17 protein-coding genes are annotated in these 19591 nt (G+C 70.2%); 10 read left to right on the forward strand and 7 right to left on the reverse strand.

Annotated elements, in window-relative coordinates; translation table 11 throughout:
• Window positions 1-92 precede the first annotated feature (92 nt).
• Genes D187_RS24185 through D187_RS24195 form a run of 3 tightly spaced genes read left to right on the forward strand, consistent with a single transcriptional unit; the run spans window position 93 to window position 4013 of the window.
• The gene (locus D187_RS24185) at window positions 93-1745 is read left to right on the forward strand and encodes a mechanosensitive ion channel family protein (protein ID WP_002623947.1); all 1653 of its coding nucleotides are present in this window, start codon (window positions 93-95) and stop codon (window positions 1743-1745) included.
• 43 nt (window positions 1746-1788) lie between these two features.
• Entirely contained in the window at window positions 1789-2532 is a 744-nt protein-coding gene (locus D187_RS24190) for an ATP-binding cassette domain-containing protein (protein ID WP_002623948.1), read from the forward strand.
• On the forward strand, window positions 2529-4013 hold the full coding sequence (locus D187_RS24195; RefSeq protein ID WP_002623949.1) for an ABC transporter permease/substrate-binding protein: 1485 nt from the start codon (window positions 2529-2531) through the stop codon (window positions 4011-4013). Before D187_RS24190 ends, D187_RS24195 begins: the two co-directional genes overlap by 4 nt.
• Here the strand turns inward: D187_RS24195 and D187_RS52590 are convergent.
• On the reverse strand, window positions 3955-4608 hold the full coding sequence (locus tag D187_RS52590; RefSeq protein ID WP_076606214.1) for a 3'-5' exonuclease: 654 nt from the start codon (window positions 4606-4608) through the stop codon (window positions 3955-3957). The genes D187_RS24195 and D187_RS52590 overlap by 59 nt on opposite strands.
• A gap of 153 nt (window positions 4609-4761) precedes the next feature.
• Between D187_RS52590 and D187_RS24205 the strand changes: the two genes are divergently transcribed.
• Entirely contained in the window at window positions 4762-5379 is a 618-nt protein-coding gene (locus D187_RS24205) for a TIGR02265 family protein (RefSeq protein WP_162159685.1), read from the forward strand.
• A 40-nt stretch (window positions 5380-5419) separates the two neighbouring features.
• Here D187_RS24205 and D187_RS24210 read toward each other — a convergent pair whose 3' ends face one another.
• The 3 genes from D187_RS24210 to D187_RS24220 form a co-directional block, all read right to left on the reverse strand.
• Complete coding sequence (locus D187_RS24210; RefSeq protein WP_081713832.1) at window positions 5420-5947, reverse strand: cupin domain-containing protein; 528 nt, start codon at window positions 5945-5947, stop codon at window positions 5420-5422.
• A 557-nt stretch (window positions 5948-6504) separates the two neighbouring features.
• Window positions 6505-8844: an immune inhibitor A domain-containing protein gene (locus tag D187_RS24215; protein ID WP_002623952.1), complete on the reverse strand. Its 2340-nt coding sequence runs from the start codon at window positions 8842-8844 to the stop codon at window positions 6505-6507.
• 268 nt (window positions 8845-9112) lie between these two features.
• On the reverse strand, window positions 9113-9691 hold the full coding sequence (locus D187_RS24220; RefSeq protein WP_002623953.1) for a hypothetical protein: 579 nt from the start codon (window positions 9689-9691) through the stop codon (window positions 9113-9115).
• Between the two features lie 99 nt (window positions 9692-9790).
• Here D187_RS24220 and D187_RS24225 point away from each other — a divergent pair, with 99 nt between their 5' ends.
• Window positions 9791-10618 (forward strand): SIR2 family NAD-dependent protein deacylase, encoded by an 828-nt coding sequence (locus D187_RS24225; RefSeq protein ID WP_002623954.1) that lies wholly within the window; start codon window positions 9791-9793, stop codon window positions 10616-10618.
• 12 nt (window positions 10619-10630) lie between these two features.
• Here the strand turns inward: D187_RS24225 and D187_RS24230 are convergent, their stop codons facing one another.
• Window positions 10631-11596, reverse strand: a complete 966-nt coding sequence (locus D187_RS24230) for a COX15/CtaA family protein (RefSeq protein ID WP_002623955.1) — start codon at window positions 11594-11596, stop codon at window positions 10631-10633.
• Between the two features lie 392 nt (window positions 11597-11988).
• On the opposite strand from D187_RS24230, the gene D187_RS24235 reads away from it, so the two are divergent.
• Window positions 11989-13200, forward strand: a complete 1212-nt coding sequence (locus tag D187_RS24235; protein ID WP_002623956.1) for a hypothetical protein — start codon at window positions 11989-11991, stop codon at window positions 13198-13200.
• Here D187_RS24235 and D187_RS24240 read toward each other — a convergent pair.
• Entirely contained in the window at window positions 13190-14590 is a 1401-nt protein-coding gene (locus D187_RS24240) for an NAD-dependent succinate-semialdehyde dehydrogenase (RefSeq protein WP_043431335.1), read from the reverse strand. The genes D187_RS24235 and D187_RS24240 overlap by 11 nt on opposite strands.
• A 429-nt stretch (window positions 14591-15019) precedes the next feature.
• On the opposite strand from D187_RS24240, the gene D187_RS24245 reads away from it, so the two are divergent.
• Both D187_RS24245 and D187_RS24250 read left to right on the forward strand, forming a co-directional pair.
• Window positions 15020-16432, forward strand: coding sequence for a hypothetical protein (locus D187_RS24245; RefSeq protein ID WP_002623960.1), 1413 nt, complete (start codon window positions 15020-15022; stop codon window positions 16430-16432).
• A gap of 197 nt (window positions 16433-16629) precedes the next feature.
• A complete protein-coding gene (locus D187_RS24250; protein ID WP_002623961.1) occupies window positions 16630-17328 on the forward strand; it encodes a class I SAM-dependent DNA methyltransferase in 699 nt (232 codons plus the stop codon).
• Between the two features lie 37 nt (window positions 17329-17365).
• Here D187_RS24250 and D187_RS24255 read toward each other — a convergent pair whose 3' ends face one another.
• Window positions 17366-17851: a hypothetical protein gene (locus tag D187_RS24255; protein WP_063725019.1), complete on the reverse strand. Its 486-nt coding sequence runs from the start codon at window positions 17849-17851 to the stop codon at window positions 17366-17368.
• A gap of 260 nt (window positions 17852-18111) precedes the next feature.
• Here D187_RS24255 and D187_RS24260 point away from each other — a divergent pair, with 260 nt between their 5' ends.
• Window positions 18112-18849 carry a phosphatase PAP2 family protein gene (locus D187_RS24260; RefSeq protein ID WP_043431336.1) on the forward strand — a complete coding sequence of 246 codons (738 nt, stop codon included), beginning with the start codon at window positions 18112-18114 and terminating at the stop codon, window positions 18847-18849.
• 101 nt (window positions 18850-18950) lie between these two features.
• On the forward strand, window positions 18951-19544 hold the full coding sequence (locus tag D187_RS24265; RefSeq protein WP_081713856.1) for an acyltransferase: 594 nt from the start codon (window positions 18951-18953) through the stop codon (window positions 19542-19544).
• Window positions 19545-19591: the final 47 nt, after the last annotated feature.

Genomic DNA, 19591 nt, shown 5'->3' on the forward strand with positions numbered 1-19591 from the left:
CCCTCAAACTAGTTTAAGGGGGAGGGGAACGCTGTCGGTGGAAGGGGCGCGGTGGTGGCTCCTTCCCGTGAGGCCCTGTCCTGGGAACCCTGATGCACCGAAACCTCCTCGTCCTCCTGGTGCTGCTGTCGTCTGTGTCCGCGCTCGCGGGCGGGCTCAACGAAGGGCTCGGCGAGCCGCCGCCGGAGGTGGATCGGCAGACGCCCTCGGCCACGGTGACGGGCTTCCTGGAGGCCGCGCATGCCCGGTACATGGCGCTGCTGCCGCACTACCTGTGGTTGTCGCATCTGCCGCCCGAGCAGCAGCGGGCGGAAGGCGAGCGGCTCGGGCGGCGGCTGATGTTCGTGCTGGACCGGGCGATGTGGTTCGACTTCACGCGCATCGGCCAGGAGCCCCTGGGGGACGCGCCCGGGGCGACCAGTGTGTCGCTGGGTCAGATTCCACTGGGCCGGGGCACGCGCGACATCCGGTTGCGCCGGGTGGAGGGGCCGGACGGGGCGCCCCTCTGGGTGTTCAGCGAGGGGACGGTGCGCGCCATCGACGCGCTCTTCGAGGAGCATGGCTCGCCACTGCTCGAGCGCCTGCCGTCGTTCTTCTTCGTGCGCCCGGTCTGGGTGCTGGAGCTGTGGCAGTGGCTGGGGCTCGTGCTGCTCGTGGGCGTGGTGTTGCTGGCGAGCCAGGTGCTGGAGAAGTGGGCGCATTGGCTGGGAGGCCGCGCGGCGCGGCTGACGAAGTCCGGGTGGGATGACCAGATGCTCACGGCGGGCCGGGGGCCGATGCGCTTCGCCCTCGTGGCGCTGCTGGGCGCCGCGGGCTCGCGGCTGTTGCTGTTGCCGCCGCCGGCGCAGAAGGCGGTGGACCTGGGGGCGCGCTCGCTCGCGCTGGTGTCGGCGGCGTGGTTCGTCCTGCGCTTCGTCAAGCTGTCGGCGGGCTTCCTCGAGCAGAAGGTGGTGGAGCAGGCGGGCGAGGACGTGGGCCGCGCGAGGGGGCTGCGCACCCAGCTCGTGGTGATGCGGCGGATCATCGAGGCGGCCACCTACGTCATCGCCGCGTCGTTGCTGCTGTTGCAGTTCGAGGCCGTGCGCAACGTGGGCGTGTCGCTGCTGGCCTCGGCGGGCATCGCCGGCCTGGTGCTGGGCCTCGCGGCGCAGAAGTCCATCTCCACCCTGCTCGCGGGCATCCAGCTGTCCCTCACCCAGCCGGTGCGCATCGGCGACACCGTCATCGTGGAGAACGAGTGGGGATGGATCGAGGAGATCACCCTCACCTATGTCGTGGTGAAGGTGTGGGACTTGCGGCGGCTGGTGGTGCCGATGACGCACTTCCTCGACAAGCCCTTCCAGAACTGGAGCAAGGTGTCGCCGGAGATCCTCGGCACGGCGGAGCTGTACGTGGACTACCGCACGGACGTGGCGGCGGTGCGGGCCGAACTCTCGCGGATACTCCACGACGAGGGCCGCGCGCTGTGGGATGGCAAGGTGCAGGGGTTGCAGGTGACGGGCTTCAGCGAGCGGACGATGACGTTGCGCGCGCTGGTGAGCGCGGCGGACTCGGGCAAGGCGTTCGACTTGCGATGCCTCGTGCGCGAGCGGCTCATCGCCTACCTCCAGCGCCAGCCCGCGGGTCTGCCCGTGGTGCGCGCCGAGGCGCTCTTCCCCGCGGAGGCCGTCGAGTCCCGAACGGCTCCGGTGCTTCCCTCGACCGGAGGCCGGAACGTGGTGGCCCCCGGGGGACGCGCGGAGTAACACACGGCCATGGGCCCCTGCCTGGGGCGCGGAAGGGTGGCGTGTGTTTCAGCTCGAGCAGGTCTCCAAGCGCTTCGGTGACACGTGGGCCCTGCACCCGTTGGATCTGCGGGTGCCCGAGGGGCGCACCACCGTCCTCCTGGGCCCGAGTGGTTGCGGCAAGTCCACCGTGCTGCGGCTGATGAATGGGCTGTTGCGCCCCGACTCGGGACGCGTCCTCTTCCGGGGCGAGCCCCTGCGGGAGGAGGACCTGCTCGTCGTGCGGCGGCGCATCGGCTACGTGCTCCAGGGCGGCGGCCTCTTCCCGCACCTCACCGCCGAGGGCAATGCCACCCTCATGGCGTGCTACCTGAAGTGGCCCCAGGCGCGCGTGCGCGAGCGGTTGGAGGAACTCGTGGCCCTCACGCGCTTTCCCGCCGAGGCGCTCGGCCGCTACCCCGGCCAGCTCTCCGGAGGCCAGCGCCAGCGCGTGAGCCTCATGCGCGCGTTGATGCTCGAGCCGGACGTGCTCCTGCTCGACGAGCCCCTCGGGGCGTTGGATCCGATGATCCGCCATGAGTTGCAGGAGGACCTGCGCGACATCTTCTCCCGGCTCGGCAAGACGGTGGTGCTCGTCACGCATGATCTCGCGGAGGGGGCCTTCCTCGGCGAGCACGCGGTGCTGCTGCGCGAGGGCCGCGTCGTGCAGCAGGGGCCGCTCACCGAGCTGGCGAGTGCGCCGGCGGATCCCTTCGTCACCCGCTTCTTCCAGGCCCAGCGACTGCCGCTCGAGGGCATCTCCCGATGAGGTGGCTCGCCGCGTGGGTGCTGCTGGTGCTGTGCGCGTGCTCGGGGGCCACCGCGGACGGTCCCACGGTGCGCGTGGGCTCCAAGAAGTTCACCGAGTCCGTCATCCTCGGAGACATGGCGACGCAGCTCGCCCGGAGCACCGGCGCGCGGGTCGAGCACCGGCGTGAGCTCGGGGGGACGCAGGTGCTCTGGCAGGCCCTGCGGCGCGGAGACATCGACGTCTACCCCGAGTACACCGGCACGCTGCGCCAGGAGCTGTTCGCCGGCCGTGCCCTGCCCAATGACGAGGCGCTGCGCGAGGCGCTCGCCGCCGAGGGGGTGCGCCTGGGCGTGTCCCTGGGCTTCAACGACACCTATGCGCTCGGCATGAAGGAGGAGGAGGCCGCGCGGCTGAACATCCGCACGCTGTCGGACCTGCGCCAGCACCCGGAGCTGCGTCTGGCCTTCAGCAACGAGTTCATGGACCGCGCCGATGGCTGGCCCTCGCTGCGCGCGCGCTACGCGCTGCCCCAGACGGAGGTGCGCGGGCTCGACCATGACCTGGCGTACCGGGGCCTGGAGAGCGGTGCCCTGCAGGTGACGGACCTGTACTCGACCGACGCGGAGATCGCCTACTACGGCCTGCGTGTGCTGGAGGACGACCTGCACCACTTCCCCGCCTATGACGCCGTGCTGCTGTACCGGGCGGAGCTCGCGGAGCGGGCCCCGCAGGTGGTGGCCGCGCTCGAGCGCTTGGCGGGCCGCGTCTCCGCGTCCGAGATGGTGGCGCTCAACGCGAGCGCGAAGCTCCAGCGGGTGCCCGAGCGCCAGGTGGCGGCCACGTTCCTCGAGCGCGAGCTGGGCCTCGCGGTGACGGTGCGGGGGGAGAGCGTGCTGCTGAATGTCTGGCGGCACACGCGCGAGCACCTGTTCCTCGTGGGCCTGTCGCTGCTCGGGGCCATCGCCGTGGCGGTGCCGCTGGGGGTGCTGGTGGCGCGCCGGCCGAGGCTCGGGCGGGGCGTGCTCGCGCTGGCGGGCATCATCCAGACGGTGCCCTCGCTCGCGCTGCTGGTGTTCATGATTCCGCTGCTGGGCATCGGGGCCCGGCCCGCGATCGTGGCGCTGTTCCTCTACAGCCTCTTGCCCATCATCCGGAACACGGCGGCGGGGCTGTCGGGCATTCCCCCGGAGGTGCGCGAGTCCGCCGAGGCGCTCGGCCTGCCGTCCGGCGCGCGGCTGCGCCTCGTGGAGCTGCCCATGGCCGCCCCGTCCATCCTCGCGGGCATCCAGACGTCGGCGGTCATCAACGTGGGCACCGCCACGCTGGGCGCGCTCATCGGCGCGGGCGGCTACGGCCAACCCATTCTCACCGGCATCCGCTTGGATGACACCGGGCTCATCCTCCAGGGGGCCATTCCCGCCGCGGGGCTGGCGCTGCTCGTCAGCGGGTTGTTCGGGCTCGTCGAGCGGGTGGTGGTGCCCCGGGGACTGCGGCACTAGCGGGCTGCTGAGTCTGTCGACCCGCGGGCGGTTCTCCTCCGGTGATGGCTGCCGCCAGAACGATGCGGGCGCAGGCCTCCGCATCCGACATGGCATTGTGATGTTCGAGAGGAATATTCAGGAACTTGCAGACCTCCGGCAGGGAGGCCTTCTGGAGCGCCCATGTCTGCTTCGCGAGGCGCACGCTGCACGTGAAGTCCAGCGTGGGAGGCTTCAGTCCCGTCGCCAGACAACAGGCATTGAGGACGGAACGGTCGAAGCCCGCGTTGTGGGCCGCCAGGAACTCGGCCCCTTTCAGCAGGGGCTTCAGCCTGGTCCACACGCGATCAAAGGTCGGCGCCCGGGCGACCATGGACCAGGTGATGCCATGGATGTGTGTGAATTTGAAGTCGCTCCGGGGGGGCTGGATGAGGTGGTGTTCCCGGGCGACGATCTTGTTTCCCTCCACCCGGACGAGCGCCACCGCGCATGCGCTGTCCCTGAAGTAGTCAGCGGTCTCGAAGTCGATGGCGACGAAGGTCCGTTGGCGCGAGCGGGGGCTCGGCGGCTTGTCCGTGCTCTTGGAGCGGAGGGGGCTCTTCGTCGCTGTTGGCATTGCCACGCATTTTATAGGACCCAGCAGGTGGGGGGGAAGATGCCCTCCCCGCTGGATATGCCCGGCCCTCGGCGGTAGATGAGGGGCGCGCGGATTCGTAGTAGCATCCGGGGCGGTGGCACCGCTTGGTTCCTGGGTGCCGCCCCCGTGCACATGAGTACCGGATCGAATTCGGGCAGCGACTCCGCGCAGACCGCGGCGCAGGATCTCCAAGAGCGGTTGCGGCTCGCGACGCCGGAGTTCACGACGCGTGGCTTCTTGTTCTCCTCCATGTTGAAGGCGGTCAAGGAGCTGGGCGGGGACGACGAGGTGGTGCGGCGCTGCCTGGAGGCGAGTGGGGAGACGTCCTTCGTGGAGTTCTTCCACTATCCCACCCGTTCGCTCCTGTTGTTGATCTCCACCGCGGCCGAGGCCCTGAGTGGCCGGTATGGAAGTGTCGAGGAGGTGCTGCGGCAGATGGGCGCCAGGGGGGGCGAGAGCTACATGGACACCCCGGTCGGGCGCGCGGTGCTGCAACAGACGGGAACCCGTCCGCAGCGTCTGATGTTCGCGCTGCAGACGCTCTACGAGGGCCTGACGAGTTATGGGAAGCCCGTGCTGTCCTTCCCCCGGCTGGACCAGGGGGTGCTCTCCGTCCAGGCTTCCTTCATGCCGCTCGCGTACCACGAGGGGTCCATCGAGGCGATCTCCCGGCGGATGGGCCTGACGCCCGTGAGCATCCGCGCGCGCTGGACGGGCCCGCTCAGCCTCGACCTGGAGTGCTCCTGGTGACGGCGCGTGCCGTGCCTCGGGCGCCCCAGGAGGAGACGGCTCACGGCTGGGTCGGCTCGGTGATGTTGAAGAAGCTCTTGATGACGTACGGGGTCCGCACGTCCCAGAGGACGACCTGCCCCTGGCGGATGAAGTAGCTGTCCCCCTTCTTGAAGGTGTGGGACTGGCCCGACTCGTCGGTCATGGTGACCTCGCCCACGAGGATGGTGGCGTGCTCGCTGAAGGGGAAGGTGATCTCGATGCGGCCGGTGGTGGCCTTGAAGATGCCCGCCGACATGCCCCCCGCGTTGTAGTCGACGCGGGCGGAGAGGGTGGGGGAGCCCTGCAGGACCCGGCCCCCCAGCGACTCGGGGGCCCCCAGGGGAGCGAGGGTCGACTGATCGATGCTGTCGTCCGGGCTGTAGACGAGCATCGAGGGCGCCCCCAGCGCCGCCGCGCGCGCGGCCAGGGTCTGCGCGGCGGGAGCGGACTCCTGCTCCGGGACGCCACCGCACGAACTCACGAGGCTCAGGAGGGCGGAACCGTAGAGAGCCACGAGCCAGGTTGCGCGCCGAGTTTGATGAGCCATGGAGTCTCTCCGGTGGTGAAGCGTTGGCGAGGCTCCATTGCAACAGCCGGGCCTGAGCGTTGCAGCCCTGGCGCCTGAGCGTGCGTCGGGCGGGCCTCCCGCTCCGGTTTCGCCTCCGGGCATCCCGTCCGGGACTCCCTTTTCTTCAGAGGGAGAATTCCAGTTTTTACAGGGTCGTCCCGGACACGTCTGGTTGAGCGCTCCCCTCGTTTCCGGGGGCGGGAGATGGCGCGAGCGGTTGGGGGACGGGGAGGGTTCGAGGGGGGGTCCAGATGCCTCCGGGGGGGCTTCCTGAGGTCATCCGTACCCAGGCGCCGCGCTGGGGCGCGCTCTTCGCGTCGGCCTCGCACGCTCGAGATGGAATTCACCAGGTGCGTTGCGCGGAGGGCGCCCCTCGCCTGGAAGTTTACGGGGGCGGCGGCAGGACCCTGGACACCCTTGGGGAGACAAGCAGGGCGGCGGGCCTTGGACGGCGAGGGAAGTGGGGTTGATTCTACCCAGAGAGGTGGGGGCGCGAGGCGAGGGTCCACGTCATCGCCCCGCTCCCCCGTGACGAATCAGTCCACCGGACGCACGCGCACGTGCAGCACCGTCGCCTCGTCCTTCTCACTCAGGACCTCGATGAGGGTGCCCGTGGGGGGGACCTTCACGCCCGCGTAGGGCTGCTCGGGGTACCAGAAGGTGTTCAGGTCGTTGAACACCCGCACCGCGGGCTGCGAGGGGTAGTCCGCGCGCGGCTGGCCACTGGGCTTGAGCGACAGGGGGAAGCTGGGCTCCAGGCCGAAGGTCGCGTCATGCGTCTGCACGCGGCCGGACCAGTAGCGGCCATCCCCGCGGACGAGCGGTCGCGGACGCGCGTCGATGGGCAGGATGCGGCCCTCGCCCGGGTGCACCGACACGCGGTTGTCGGACATCGACGTGTCCCAGTACGTGATGAGCAGGCCGGGGTTGTAGGCGTAGCGCTCGGCGTAGTCGGGGAGGCCGTCCGCGGCGAACCCGAAGTTGTAGGGGCCCGTGAACAGACCCTCGTCGTAGCCGCGGTACTGGCGGTACTCGGCCAGGTAGTAGTGGTCATGGAAGATGTGCGCGCCGTCGTGGAGGAAGAACGTCGACTCGTCCCACGCGTCCGCGCCGTCCTCCGCGCCGTCGGCGAACACCGTCTTGTTCCTGGCCGTCACCCGCACGTCGTCCACCAGGAAGCCCTTGCCGAACTCCGCGCCGTCCGTCTTGTAGCGCAGCTTCAGCGTCACCTTCCTGCCCGCGTAGGCGCTCAGGTCGAACGTGAGCGGCACCCAGCCGTCGGACAGGCCGGTGATGCCGTTGCCCAGGTTGTTGCCGTTGGGGTTCGTGGTGCGGCTGACGCCGCTGGGCAGGTGGATGAAGTCACCTTCGTCCACGGCGAGGGCGATGTAGCCGTAGTCCCAGTCCTCCTCGATGTCGAACCACGTCTGGAGCGACAGCGTGATGGGCGTCTTGGAGGGCAGCTTCAGCGTCTTCACCAGCGTGCGGTCCAGGTTGTTGGCCGCGCCGCCCTGCCAGGCGTACTGGCCGGCGAAGGGCGGGGTGGTCACCTGGGGCCGGGGCTTGGGCGGCAGGCTCACCAGCAGCGCCTGCGCCGCGTGGCGCGACGTCACCTCCGTGGGGCCCAGCTTGTGGTTGGAGCGCTTGCCGGCCCTGGCCTCGTCATGAGCCAGCCAGCCCAGCTGCAGCTTGTCCCAGGCGAAGAAGTCACCCGGTCGCGAGCCGATGTCCTGGGTGCCATCGTTGAGGTACGAGCCGCTGGACATGATGCTCCAGAAGCCGGTGCCGTTGTCCGCCTGGCCGTCGTAGTGGTCCGGCAGGCCCAGGTCGTGGCCGTACTCGTGCGCGAACACTCCCAGTCCGCCGTTCTCCGGCTGGATGGTGTAGTCGCCCACCCACTTGTCGATGCCCGCCCCGAAGCGCGTGCCGCCGTTCGGGTTGTAGCCGGGGCCCGGGCCGTCCGCGCTCAGGCCGGTGCTGTACGCGAACCAGCGGTGGCTCCACACCGCGTTGGTGCCCTGCGCGCCGCCGCCGGTCTCCTCGCCCGAGCCCGCGTGCACCAATTGGAAGTGGTCGATGTAGCCATCCGGCTCGTTGAAGTCGCCGTCACCGTCGAAGTCGTAGCGGTCCCACACGTCGAACGTGTCCAGGTAGGCCTTGATCTGCTCCGGTGTCTTGCCCGAGGCGAGCTGGTTCTGCGTCCATGTCTTGATGGCGTCGCTGACCAGCGGCCACACGGAGTTGGAGCAGTTGGTGGAGCCGCACAGGTTGTTGCCGTAGCGCGCGGAGTTGTAGGGCACGCGCACCCAGTCGGACACCGCGCCCTCGATGGTGTAGCGGCCCGAGGACGCCGCCTTGTAGTAGTTGGCCACCGAGTCGACGCCGGGGGTCGAGTCGAAGTAGAGCTTCTCGTAGTGCGCGCGGTCGTAGTCGGACTGCCAGATGGTGGTGTTGTCCTTTGCCCGGTCCGGCGCCGGAATCAGGTTGTGCACCGGTCCGGGCGCGTCGCCGCCCGGGTTGGTGGCGGGGTCGCCGAGCACCGGGTGCACCTGCGTGCCGTACTCCACCAGGATGACGAACACCCGATCCGTGCGCTCCAGCTCCAGCTCCACGAACTTGCCGCGGCCCACGCGGTGCACCTTGCCCTGACCGCGGCCCGAGAGGCGCTCCTTCAGTGCCTGGGCCCGCAGCTCCTTCTGCTGCTCACCCAGCCGGTGGGGCAGGTTGTCGGAGAGGTCCTCGGCCTGCTTGCGCAGGAACGTGGATGGCGGTGCGATATCGGGTTGAGGCTTCTCATACCAGGCTCGTTCCGCGTACGCGGCGGGCGCGGTGAACGCGACGAGACTCCAGGCCAGCCAGGAGGGGGGCTTCCGCATTGCTGCTCCTTCCCATGTTTCAAGACAGCCATCCCGGCACGCGCCGGGAAGATGATAGTTATAACGGAAAACCCAGGCTGTTTGAAGGGCACCACGGCGAATCCTCCTCGCGCGAAGCACGGAGGTTTTCTTGGTGTCTGGGAAAAGTTGAGGAATGGGGAGGAGGGGGGCGGGGAGAACAGGAAATGCTTCCTTGTTTCTCTTTTGTCCGGGCCCGCCAGGTCTTCAATCACAGACGTGCGGGGTCACGCTCGGGGAGCGCTGTCCGTCACCTGCCCCGCAGCACCACCGGATCGAGGCCCTGCGCGAGCAGGAGGTCGCGGATGCCAAAGACATCCGTATAGCCATTGGCGCGCGCGTCGAGCAGGTGCAGCACCGCCTGGATGGGGAGGAAGAGGTTGCGCCACCCCTTGAGGTACAGGCCCTCCTTGTCGATGTGGGCCTGGACCACCTCGTCGGTCCACCCGCTGAAGTGTTTGAAGTGGAGCGAGCCCCGTTTCCTCAGCTCACGGCAGGACCAGTCCTTGGGAGAGTCCTCCGGAGAGGTGAAGTCCTCCCGTAGCCGGAGGGCCTGTTTGAGACCGGGGACGTCGGGGCACCTGAACTCGAGCCGGCCACCCCCCGTGCTCTGCACCGGCTCGCCGACGAAGCCCCACAAGCCCAGGTGCTCGAGCTTCACGTAGAGGGTGAGCACCGTCAGGCGCAGCGAGTCGTCCGGGCCGGTCAGCACTTCCTCCCAGCGGCGCAGGGCGGCGTGGTGCACGGCGAGCAGTTCCGCCCAGCGCGGGACCGCGAGGCGCTGACCGGACCCGGGCGCCGCCAGGGTGTGCTTGTCATCCGTCGACATGAAGTGCTCCCGCGTGCGGACCTTCCCAGGGGTTCACAGCATGCCTGTCTTCAGCCCGCGGCGCTGGGTGGTGGAGCGCTCGGGGGTTACACTGGTGACATGAACCAGGAACTGCGCCGTGCCGCCGAGGTGCTCCGCTCCGCGCGTGCCCTGCTCATCGGGGCGGGGGCGGGGATGGGGGTGGACTCGGGCCTGCCCGACTTCCGGGGCACCGAGGGCTTCTGGCGGGCCTACCCCCCGTACGCGAAGCTCGGGCTCGACTTCGCCTCCATGGCCAACCCGCATTGGTTCGAGCAGGATCCCGCGTTCGCCTGGGGCTTCTATGGCCACCGGCTCCACCTGTACCGCGACACGCTGCCCCACCCGGGCTTCGCGCTCCTGCGCTCCTGGGCCGAGCGCATGCCCCACGGCGCCTTCGTCTTCACCTCCAATGTCGACGGCCAGTTCCAGAAGGCGGGCTTCCCCGAGGAGCGTGTCCTCGAGGTGCATGGCTCCATCCACTTCACCCAGTGCCTGAAGGGCTGCGCCGGGGTGGAGTCCGCCGCGTCCTTCTCCGTCGACGTGGAGCCGGAGTCCTTCCGGGCCCGGGGAGCGCTGCCCACCTGTTCCCGCTGCGGGGCGCTCCTGCGGCCCAACATCCTCATGTTCGGGGACGGGGAGTGGGACGACTCACGCACCCGGGAGCAGGAGGCGCGGCTGGCCCGGTGGCTGGGCGGGGTGGAGCCCGGCTCGCTCGCCGTGGTCGAGTGCGGCGCGGGCACGGCGGTTCCCTCGGTACGGCGCTTCTGCGAGCGCGCGGCGGACCGGTATGGGACGCTCCTGCGCGTCAACGTGCGCGAGCCCCAGGTGCCCGAGGGCGGTATCGGCCTGCCCCTGCGGGCGCTGGAGGCCCTGCGCGCCCTCGACGAGGAAGTCTCGCGGGGGTGAGCCCGCGGGGCCTCAGCTGGGGGAGAGCACCGAGCGCACCTTCACGTCCGCCCGGGGCGCGCCCAACGCGAGCCCCGCCGCGCCCAGCCGCAGCAGGACGATCCACACCAGGTCCGCGAGCAGCAGGTGCACGAGCTGCAACCACACGGGCGCGAGCAGCACCACGTTGAACATGCCCGCGAACAGCTGCAGTCCGTAGAGCACCCCGAGCTGCCACGCCGAGCGCCGCACCGAGGGCGAGGGCCGCAGCCGCGCCACCATCGCCGCGCAGAACACCACGCCCGCGCCCACCAGCACCGCGAGCACCGGGTGCAGCACCCGCAGCCGCAAGAGGATGTGCGCCGTGGGCGACACGTCCTGGCTCAGGCCCTCGGTGAGGCTCGTGGCCGGAAAGAGCGTGTCCCCCAGCGCCGCGATGGCCCCGCTCACCCCCAGCACCAGCAGCCCCACGAGGCTGCCCGCCAAAAGCCACCCCGTGAGGCCCTGGCGCCGCAGCACCAGCCGCTCCCGGCCCCCGGCCCACCAGATCGTCAGTGACTGCGCGCCCACCAGCAGGAAGGTGTTGAGCAGGTGCGTCGCCATCCAGAAGGCCCGGGCGATCGACTCGTTGTGCGCCACCATCTTGAAGAGCACCAGCCCCGCGCCCACCGCCGCCTCCGTCAGCATGAAGACGAGCGAGAAGACCGCGGCCCGGCGCACCGGGTGGCCCTTGGCGTGCGCGCGCAGGGCCCACACGCACAGCACCACCGCGAAGATCATCACCAGCCCGCTGGTCAGCCGGTGCGTGTACTCGATGAGGGTCTGCACGCTGGGCTCGCGCGGCACCACCTGGCCATTGCACACCGGCCAATGGTCCCCGCACCCCGCGCCCGAGCCCGTGGCCCGCACGTAGGCGCCCCACAGCACCACGCCCAGGGTGCACACCAGGCAGAACCAGCTGAAGACTCGGAAGGCACGGGACGACTCGGTGGCGCTCATCGACGATCAAGCTCCCTGGCTCGGCGGGGGGAGGATTCCTCCCTAGCCCACTTCGCCCCGGGTTGCGCCCGCGGCGCGCGCCTCCGCTCGTCCGCCTCCCCGCCCTCCCTCCCGGCGGGGCTAACAGCATTGATAAAAAAATGTGTAGCCAAGCCGTAAATGTCGGGGTATGTTGAGTCGTCGCCTGGAGGCGCTGGGCGCACGGATTGTCAGGTTCGGACGGAGTATCGTTCGAAGCGTTCGTGGGCCGAGGATCCCCCCCACCTCGGCCCACGGCGCACTTTTTTCCCGAGCGGCTTGGATGTGTTCTGGCTTCGCGGCGCGCCGAGGGCTCGCGCGGTGCGTCGGCGCATCTGGTGGACGCGGGGCCGCTTGGGCAGGATGAAAGCCCCATGGCTCCCTCCCACCCCGAGTCTCCCATCGAGAAGCACCTGCGCCGCATGATGGATGCCCTCGCCGAGGGCCGGAAGCGTCATGCCGAGTGGTTGGAGAAGTGGGAGCGGATGGAAGCCCGGGAGCGGGCGCGCTGGGAGCGCCTGGAGGGCGAGGGCGGGGCGGACTGGGAGAAGCGGGCGGAGCGGTACGCCGGGAGCGTGGAGCAGTGGGCGCAGCGCCAGGCCCGGCAGGTGGAGGCGTGGGCGGAGAAGAACTCCAAGCGCGCGGAGAAGTGGGCCTCGCGGGTGGAGCGCCAGCATCGCCGCAAGGAGTTGCGCCGCGAGCGGCGGGAGCAGCGCCGGGAGCGGGAGCGCGCGCGCAAGGAGCGCCGCCGGGAGGAGGCCCTCGCCAACCCCTTCCAGGGGGCGGTGTTCGCGCTGGCCGCGCTGGTGATGGTCGGGATGGCGATCTACTCCTTCGAGGAGATGTGGTGGCTCGTCTTCGTGGCGCTCGGCCTCGGCTCGTCGGCGGCGAGCACCTTCTGGCGGGCGCGGCGGTTGGAGGTGGCGCGGCGGGCTCAACTGGGCGAGGGCCTGGAGCAGGGCGCGTCCGCGGCCGGGCCGGTGCGTGCCGCGGCCCCCGAGCCGGCGCGCGAGGGGGAGGATCCCCGCCGGGCACGGGTGGATGCGCTGTGCGACAAGCTGCTCGGGGAGTTGCGCTCGGGGCCCGGGGTGCTGCGCGACGTGGTGCACCAGCCGGAGCAGACGGTGGAGGGGCTGCGCAAGAGCTGCCACGAGTTGGCGCGCCGCGAGCGGGAGCTGCGCTCGCTCTCCCCGCCCGAGGAGGAGCGCCGGTTGGAGGAGGAGCGGGCGCGGCTGAGCGCGCGCGTGGAGTCCGAGACGGACGCGGTGGTGAAGGAGCGGCTGGAGAAGACGCTGCGGTTGCTCGACGAGCAGCGCCAGCAGCGGGCGGAGCTGGCCACGGCGGCCTCGCGCCTGGAGGCCGAGCACATGCGCCTGTTCTACACGCTGGAGAACCTCTACACGCAGGTGCTGCGGGTGCGCTCGGCGGACGCGGCGAGCGCGGACGTGGCGGGCGCGGGCCTGCGCCGGAGCGTGGAGCAGCTCGGCCTGGAGATGGACGCGGTGGCCAGTGCCCTGGAGGAGGTCCACGGCGAGCCGTCCGGCGACCCCCTGGGGGCCCCCCGGGGGCGCGTGCCTACTCGTTAGCCTGGGTGCTGGCGGGCGCGCGCGACGGGCTCACCCGCACCGTCTTGATGTTGAGGAACTCGAGCAGGCCGTGGCGCGCCAGCTCCCGCCCGTGGCCCGAGTGCTTCACCCCGCCGAAGGGCAGGCGGGGATCGCTCGCCACCGAGCCGTTGACGCTCACCGTGCCCGCCTCCAGGCCGTCGATGAAGAGCCGCTGCTCGGCCTCGTCCCGCGTCCACACCGTGGCGCCCAGGCCATAGGGCGTGTCGTTGGCGAGGCGCAGCGCGTCCTCGGTGTCCTTCGCCCGGAAGAGCACCGCCACCGGGCCGAACAGCTCCTCGCGGTGGGCGGGACAGCCGGGGGGAGGGTTGGCGAGCACCGTGGGCGGGTACCAGAAGCCGGGCCCCGGGGGCTTCTGTCCGCCCAGCAGCAGCGTGGTGCCCGCGGCCACGCTCTTCTCCACCTGCGCGTGCAGCCCGTCGCGGATGTGCGCGAGCGCCAGCGGCCCCACCTCGGTGCCGGCTTCCAGCGGCTCTCCCACCACCACGCGCCGCATCCGCTCGACGAAGCGGCGCTCGAACTCGGGGTAGATGGAGGCGGGGGCGATGAAGCGCTTGGCGGCGATGCACGACTGGCCGGTGTTGATGAGCCGGGCCTTCACCGCCGTCTCCACCGCCGCGTCCAGGTCCGCGCTGGGCAGCACCACGAAGGGATCGCTCCCGCCCAACTCCAGCACCACCTTCTTGAGCTGCCCGCCCGCGCGCGCCCCCACGTCCCGCCCCGCGCCCTCGCTGCCGGTGAGCGTCACCGCCTTGATGCGAGGCTCCTCGATGAGCCGGCGCACCTCGGCCACCTCCACGAACAGCGTCTGGAAGGCCCCGGGGGGAAAGCCCCCGCGCGTGAAGAGCTCCTCCAGGGCGAGCGCGCACCCGGGCACGCTCGGGGCGTGCTTGAGCAGGCCCACGTTGCCCGCCATGAGCGCCGGCGCCGCGAAGCGCACCACCTGCCAGTAGGGGAAGTTCCACGGCATGATGGCCAGCACCGCCCCGAGCGGCTGGTAGCGCACGAAGCTCGTGTCGGGCGCGGTGTCCACGGGCTCGTCCGCCAGGAAGCGCTCGGCGTGCTCCGCGTAGTAGCGGCAGGTGGCGGCGCACTTGAGCGCCTCGGCGCGCGCGGCCTCCAGTGGCTTGCCCATCTCGAGCGTCATCATCCGCCCGTGCCGCTCCGCCTCCTCCTCCAACAGCCCGGCCACCCGCCGCATCCACCCGGCGCGCTCGGCGAACGAGGTGCCACGCAGGGCTCGGAAGGCCTGCTCGGCCCGCTCCAACCGTTCCTCCACCTCCTCCCAGGCATGGGGGGCGAAGGTGCGCAGCGTCTCACCGGTGCGGGGATCAATCGTGGCGAAGGGCAGGTGGCGCTCCTGGCGGGAGGGGGCTCGGAGTGTGGGTCTCCGTTCCGCGTGCCGACAAGGCGTTCGTGCCCCGCCCCGTTCACGGTCCGACGTCCGGGTTTCGCAGGGAAGGCCGAAATCGTCCTCATGCCCTGACGAAAATGTCGTGCTCGCCGGGAAACGCGGGTTTTCTGCTTCACTTTTGAATCCAGGAGTTCACTTCTGACGTACCCGCGAGGCCTCCTCGGACAAAAGGGCTTTCTTTTGTTTGATGCGGCGGTGATGTTTCACCGCTGACGGTGAGTTTTTTGAGGTATTTCCCTTCTTCCGAGGGCTTATCGGCTTGGCCTGTTTCCTGCTTTGTCTCCATTCTGTTGGGTGGCGAGGTAGGACGGGCGGGTGGTATCTGTTTTGCTTATTTTGTTCATAAAGTTTCTTGAAGAGGGACCCATGCGTTTCAATTTCCGCCACATCCTCCCCCTCGCCCTGCTGTCGACGGGATGCGGTGTCGAGTCGTCCTTGCCCGAGCAGTCGGAGGTGGGGAGCGAAGTCGGGCGGCAGGAGCAGGTCGGAGAGCAGGAGCAGGCGTTGTCGATGCGGTGGTTGCCGCTGCTCGACTTCCTGGTGGAGGCCGGTGACGTGCGCCTGCTGGGGGACTTCACGCGCGAGCACGTGACGGGCGACATCTACCACTACAGCGTGCGCGTGCAGGTGGGCCCGGACGCGCGGCACGACATCATCGGCCTGCACCGCGTGGTGCGGGAGCACTTCGCGTGGCAGCCGGTGTCCGCTCCCGAGTCCGCCTTCCTCGTGCACGGGGACGCGTGGGACTTCCAGGGCGCGTTCATGGCCAGCACGCTGACGAGCGCGGTGCGCAAGGAGCAGTCCTTCGCCGTGTACCTGGCGGAGCAGGACGTGGACGTGTGGGGGATCGATCTGCGCTGGACGCAGGTGCCGCTGCAGACGACGGACTTCTCCTTCATGAAGAAGTGGAGCCTGGGCACCCACGCGCAGGACGTGGGCAAGGCCATGGCGGTGGCGCGCCGGGTGCGTACCCTCACGGGCAGCGGTTTCGGCAAGATGAACCTGCTGGGCTGGAGCCGTGGGGCGCAGGTGGCCTACGCCTACATGAGCGCGGAGACGCGTGAGCCGGCGTCGCAGCGCCACGTGCGCGGCTTCATCCCGGTGGACATGGTGTTCAAGTTCGGCCCCGAGGCCGAGGCCGAGCGTCAGGCGGCGTGCACGCGCGCGCAGGCGGGTGAGGCCATCCTCGCCCAGGGCCGCTACGAGGGGAACCTGGGTGGTCCGGGCGCGGGCCTGGCCATCCTGGCCGTGGGGCAGGGCGCGCTGGAATCGCCCGACGCCCCGGCCCAGGCGCCGCTGCCGCCGCTGCCCTACGGACAGCTCGGCCTCACCCTGGGCGCGGCCACCTACTCCTTCATCTCCGCGCCCGTGCCCTACTACCACTTCACCGCGGGCACGTTCACCAACGGCTCGCTCGTGGGGCTGCATTACGTGTCGGCGCCGCAGTTCTTCGACTTCCTCGCCTCGGCCAACCCCTACCAGAGCCTGCGCGAGCAGGTGGAGGGGGATGAATTGCAGTGTGGCACGAGCAGCCTGCCCTATGACGACCACCTCAAGGACGTGAAGGTGCCGGTGCTCTACGTGGGCGCCGCCGGCGGCTTCGGCGCCTACGGCGAGTACTCGGCCAAGACGCTGCTGGGCAGCAAGGACGTGACCATCCTGCGCGCCCAGCGCGACCTGGATCGCGCCGCCGAGTACGGCCACGCGGACCTGTGGCTCGCCAGCGACGCCAAGGGCAAGGTGTGGGAGCCCATCTACAAGTGGATGAAGAAGCACTAGCAGACGGGCGTGGGGCCCTCGGGGTCTCCGAGCCGGTCCGGGGCTCCGCGCCATGCGCGGGGCCCCTCGTTTTTTTCCGTCTTTTGTCTTTCCGACCAAACCGCGCCTTGCCCGGGGCGTTGGGCGGGGGACTCGTGCCATAGAGGAGGGCCCGCGCTCCGGGACTTCCCCCGGGCGGCACCGAGAGCCTTGCCACCATGGTCGACAACATCTGGACGGACTTCGCCCAGAGCTACGATGCGATCTGCTCCCAGCTCAACTGTTACCGGCGGATGGTCGACAAGATTCTGCGCGACACCCAGGGGTGCGAGACCGTCATCGACGCCGGGTGCGGCACGGGACTGGTGAGCCAGGCGCTCGTCTCGCGCGGCCTCTCGGTGGTGGGCTTCGACAACAACCCGGGCATGCTCGCGCTCGCCCTGCGCAAGCAGGCGGCCCGTCCGGTGGAGGAGCGCCGGCGCTGGACGGTGCTGGAGGGCGATGTGCGCTCCTTCCCCCCCGGCGTGCCGGCGCTCGCGGATGCCGTGGTGCTCAACAACGTCCTCTTCTACGTGCGCGAGCCGGAGGAGGTGCTGCGCGAGAGCCTCGCGCACCTGCGGCCGGGCGGGCGCCTCATCTCGGCGGGTCCCCGGAAGCGGCCGGATCTCCAGAAGGTGATGACGAAGTCCATCGAGGAATGGCAGGCCGAGGGCCGCTGGGACGAGGCCCTCCAGGCCACCACCGCCTACCACGTGGACCTCACGCGCCGGCTGGTGACGGACCCCAACGAGATGGTGACGTTCTTCGAGCCCGAGGCGCTCGTGGAGACGCTGCGGCGTCTGGGCTTCTCGCGCCTCATCGCCGCGGACAACGACGACTACTACGGCGAGAACTACTACGTCTGCATGGCGCGCTGAGCCCCTCGCGTTCGCGGCCTGACGCCCGAGCGGGGCGTCAGTGCAGCACGCCGAGCAGGCGCGCGTCGTTGATGATGCGGTTGCCGTCCGCCTTCAGGCGGCTGGTGAGGAAGGGGGCGATCGCATCGGGCGTCTTGTGCAGGCGCGCGTAGTTGCTGTCGTAGATGCGCGTCACGATGAGCTGCGCCGAGGCGATGATGCGTTGCAGGTTGTGCTGCAACTCGTTGCCCTCCATGAGCAGGTGCAGCTCGCAGATGTACTTGCGGTGGTCCTCGAGCATCTTGAAGAGCGCCTTGCGCTGCTCGCTGTTGGGCACGCGCGCCTTGGCGCCGGTGACGATGACCACGCACAGCTGCTGGCGGTGCGCCTCGTAGGCCTCGCGGAAGCGCGCCGTCACCAACTGGATGTCCTGGGCGCTGGGCGGCTGCTCCCACCGGATGAAGAACACGCGATTGATGAGGGCTGTCTTGTAGTTCGGAGGGGCAACGGTGGCAGTGGTAGTAGTGGTTGCGGTAGCGAACATGACCATCACTCCGAGAACGGCCGTACGGGAGCCCGAAAGAGCATTTCGAGCGGGCTGACGCGCCCGGCACGGCGACGACAGGGTGACGGCAATCTGGGGTGCCCCCGGGCCTTCCCCAAGGCCCTCCAGCCTTCTCTGCCTCCGGGAACACGAATGGCCCCGCGCCAATGTCCATTGGTGCACGCCCCGCGCGTTGGCCCGCCGACACTCCGTGGACCCGTCCGCCTCCGGGATGGCGGGGCGCCTAGGGTGTTGTGGGTATGCGACCCACGCTTCATCGACTCCGGGCGCATCTGGTGCGGTGGAGCGGCACGGATGTGTTCGGACTGTTGCTCGTCCTGTTGCTGCTGGGCGGCGGTTTCCTCACCCTGTTGGAGGAGGTGCGCGAACAGGATACCCAGTCCTTCGACGAGCAGGTGCTGCGCGCGTTGCGGCGCGCGGACGAACCGGCCGAGCCGCTCGGGCCGCGGTGGCTCGCCGAGGCGGCGCGGGACGTGACGGCGCTGGGCAGCCTCACGGTGCTCACGCTGGTGGTGATCTCCGTGTGCGGCTTCCTGGTGCTCGTGCGGCGCTGGCGCACCATCGCCCTGGTGCTCGGCTCCACGCTCGGGGGCACGGGGGTGAACGCGCTCTTGAAGAACCTGGTGGCCCGGCCGCGGCCCTCGGTGGTGCCGCACCTCACCTCGGTGCTCTCGGAGAGCTTTCCCAGCGGGCACGCGATGCTCTCGGCCATCGTCTACCTGACGCTGGGAGCGATCCTGTCCGAGCTCGTGGAGAAGCGCTGGCTCAAGGTGTACCTGTTGACGGTGGCGCTCGGGCTGACGCTGCTCGTGGGGCTCACGCGGGTGTACCTGGGGGTGCACTACCCCACGGACGTGGTGGGCGGGTGGATCGCCGGCCTCGCGTGGGCGATCGTCGCCGCCCTGGTGGCGCGCGTGGCGCGGCGCAGGAGCGCCGGTCTGCGCGAGGAGGCGCGCGGCGACACCGCTCCGTCGTGAGCCCGCCGCGTGCCGCTCTGGGTGGCCACTCATGGTAGGCAGGGGCCGTGGACGAACTGGACGCACTCCGGCGCGAGCAGCACAAGCAGCGCCTCTCCTGGATGCCGTGGTTGTACTTCACGCTCAAGCCGCGCCACCGCGTCTGGGCCGAGGCCTGGCAGCGCGAGGTGCAGGCGCGGCTGCTCGAGCTGGAGACGGTGGAGATCGCCGAGGGCTGCTTCATCTCCCCGGACGCGCGGCTGTTCGCCGAGCCGGGCCGGCCCATCCGCCTCACCGGCCCCGGGGTGAGCATCGCCGCGAACGCCTTCGTGCACGGCCCGGTGGTGCTCGAGGCCGGGGTGAGCCTCAACGCGCGCGTCAGCCTGGATGGGGGCGCCGCGGGCATCCACATCGGCGAGGGCAGCCGCATCGCCACCGGTGCCACGCTCTACGCCTTCGATCATGGCCTGGCGCCGGACCGGCCCGTGCGCTCCCAGCCCGTCACCTCCCGGGGCATCGTGCTGGGCAAGGACGTGTGGGTGGGCGCCAACGCCGGCATCACCGACGGGGTGCGCATTGGCGATCACGCCGTGGTGGGCATGGGCGCCGTCGTCACCCGCGACGTGCCCTCCTGGGCCATCGTCGCCGGCGCTCCCGCGCGCGTCATCGGTGATCGCCGCGAGCGCCCCTCCTCCGGGGACTCCAACGACGGGTGACCACCACTGGACATCTCAGGCGCCTGGATCTCCGGGGCGCCCTCGTC

The organism is Cystobacter fuscus DSM 2262 (assembly GCF_000335475.2).
Lineage (GTDB): Bacteria > Myxococcota > Myxococcia > Myxococcales > Myxococcaceae > Cystobacter > Cystobacter fuscus.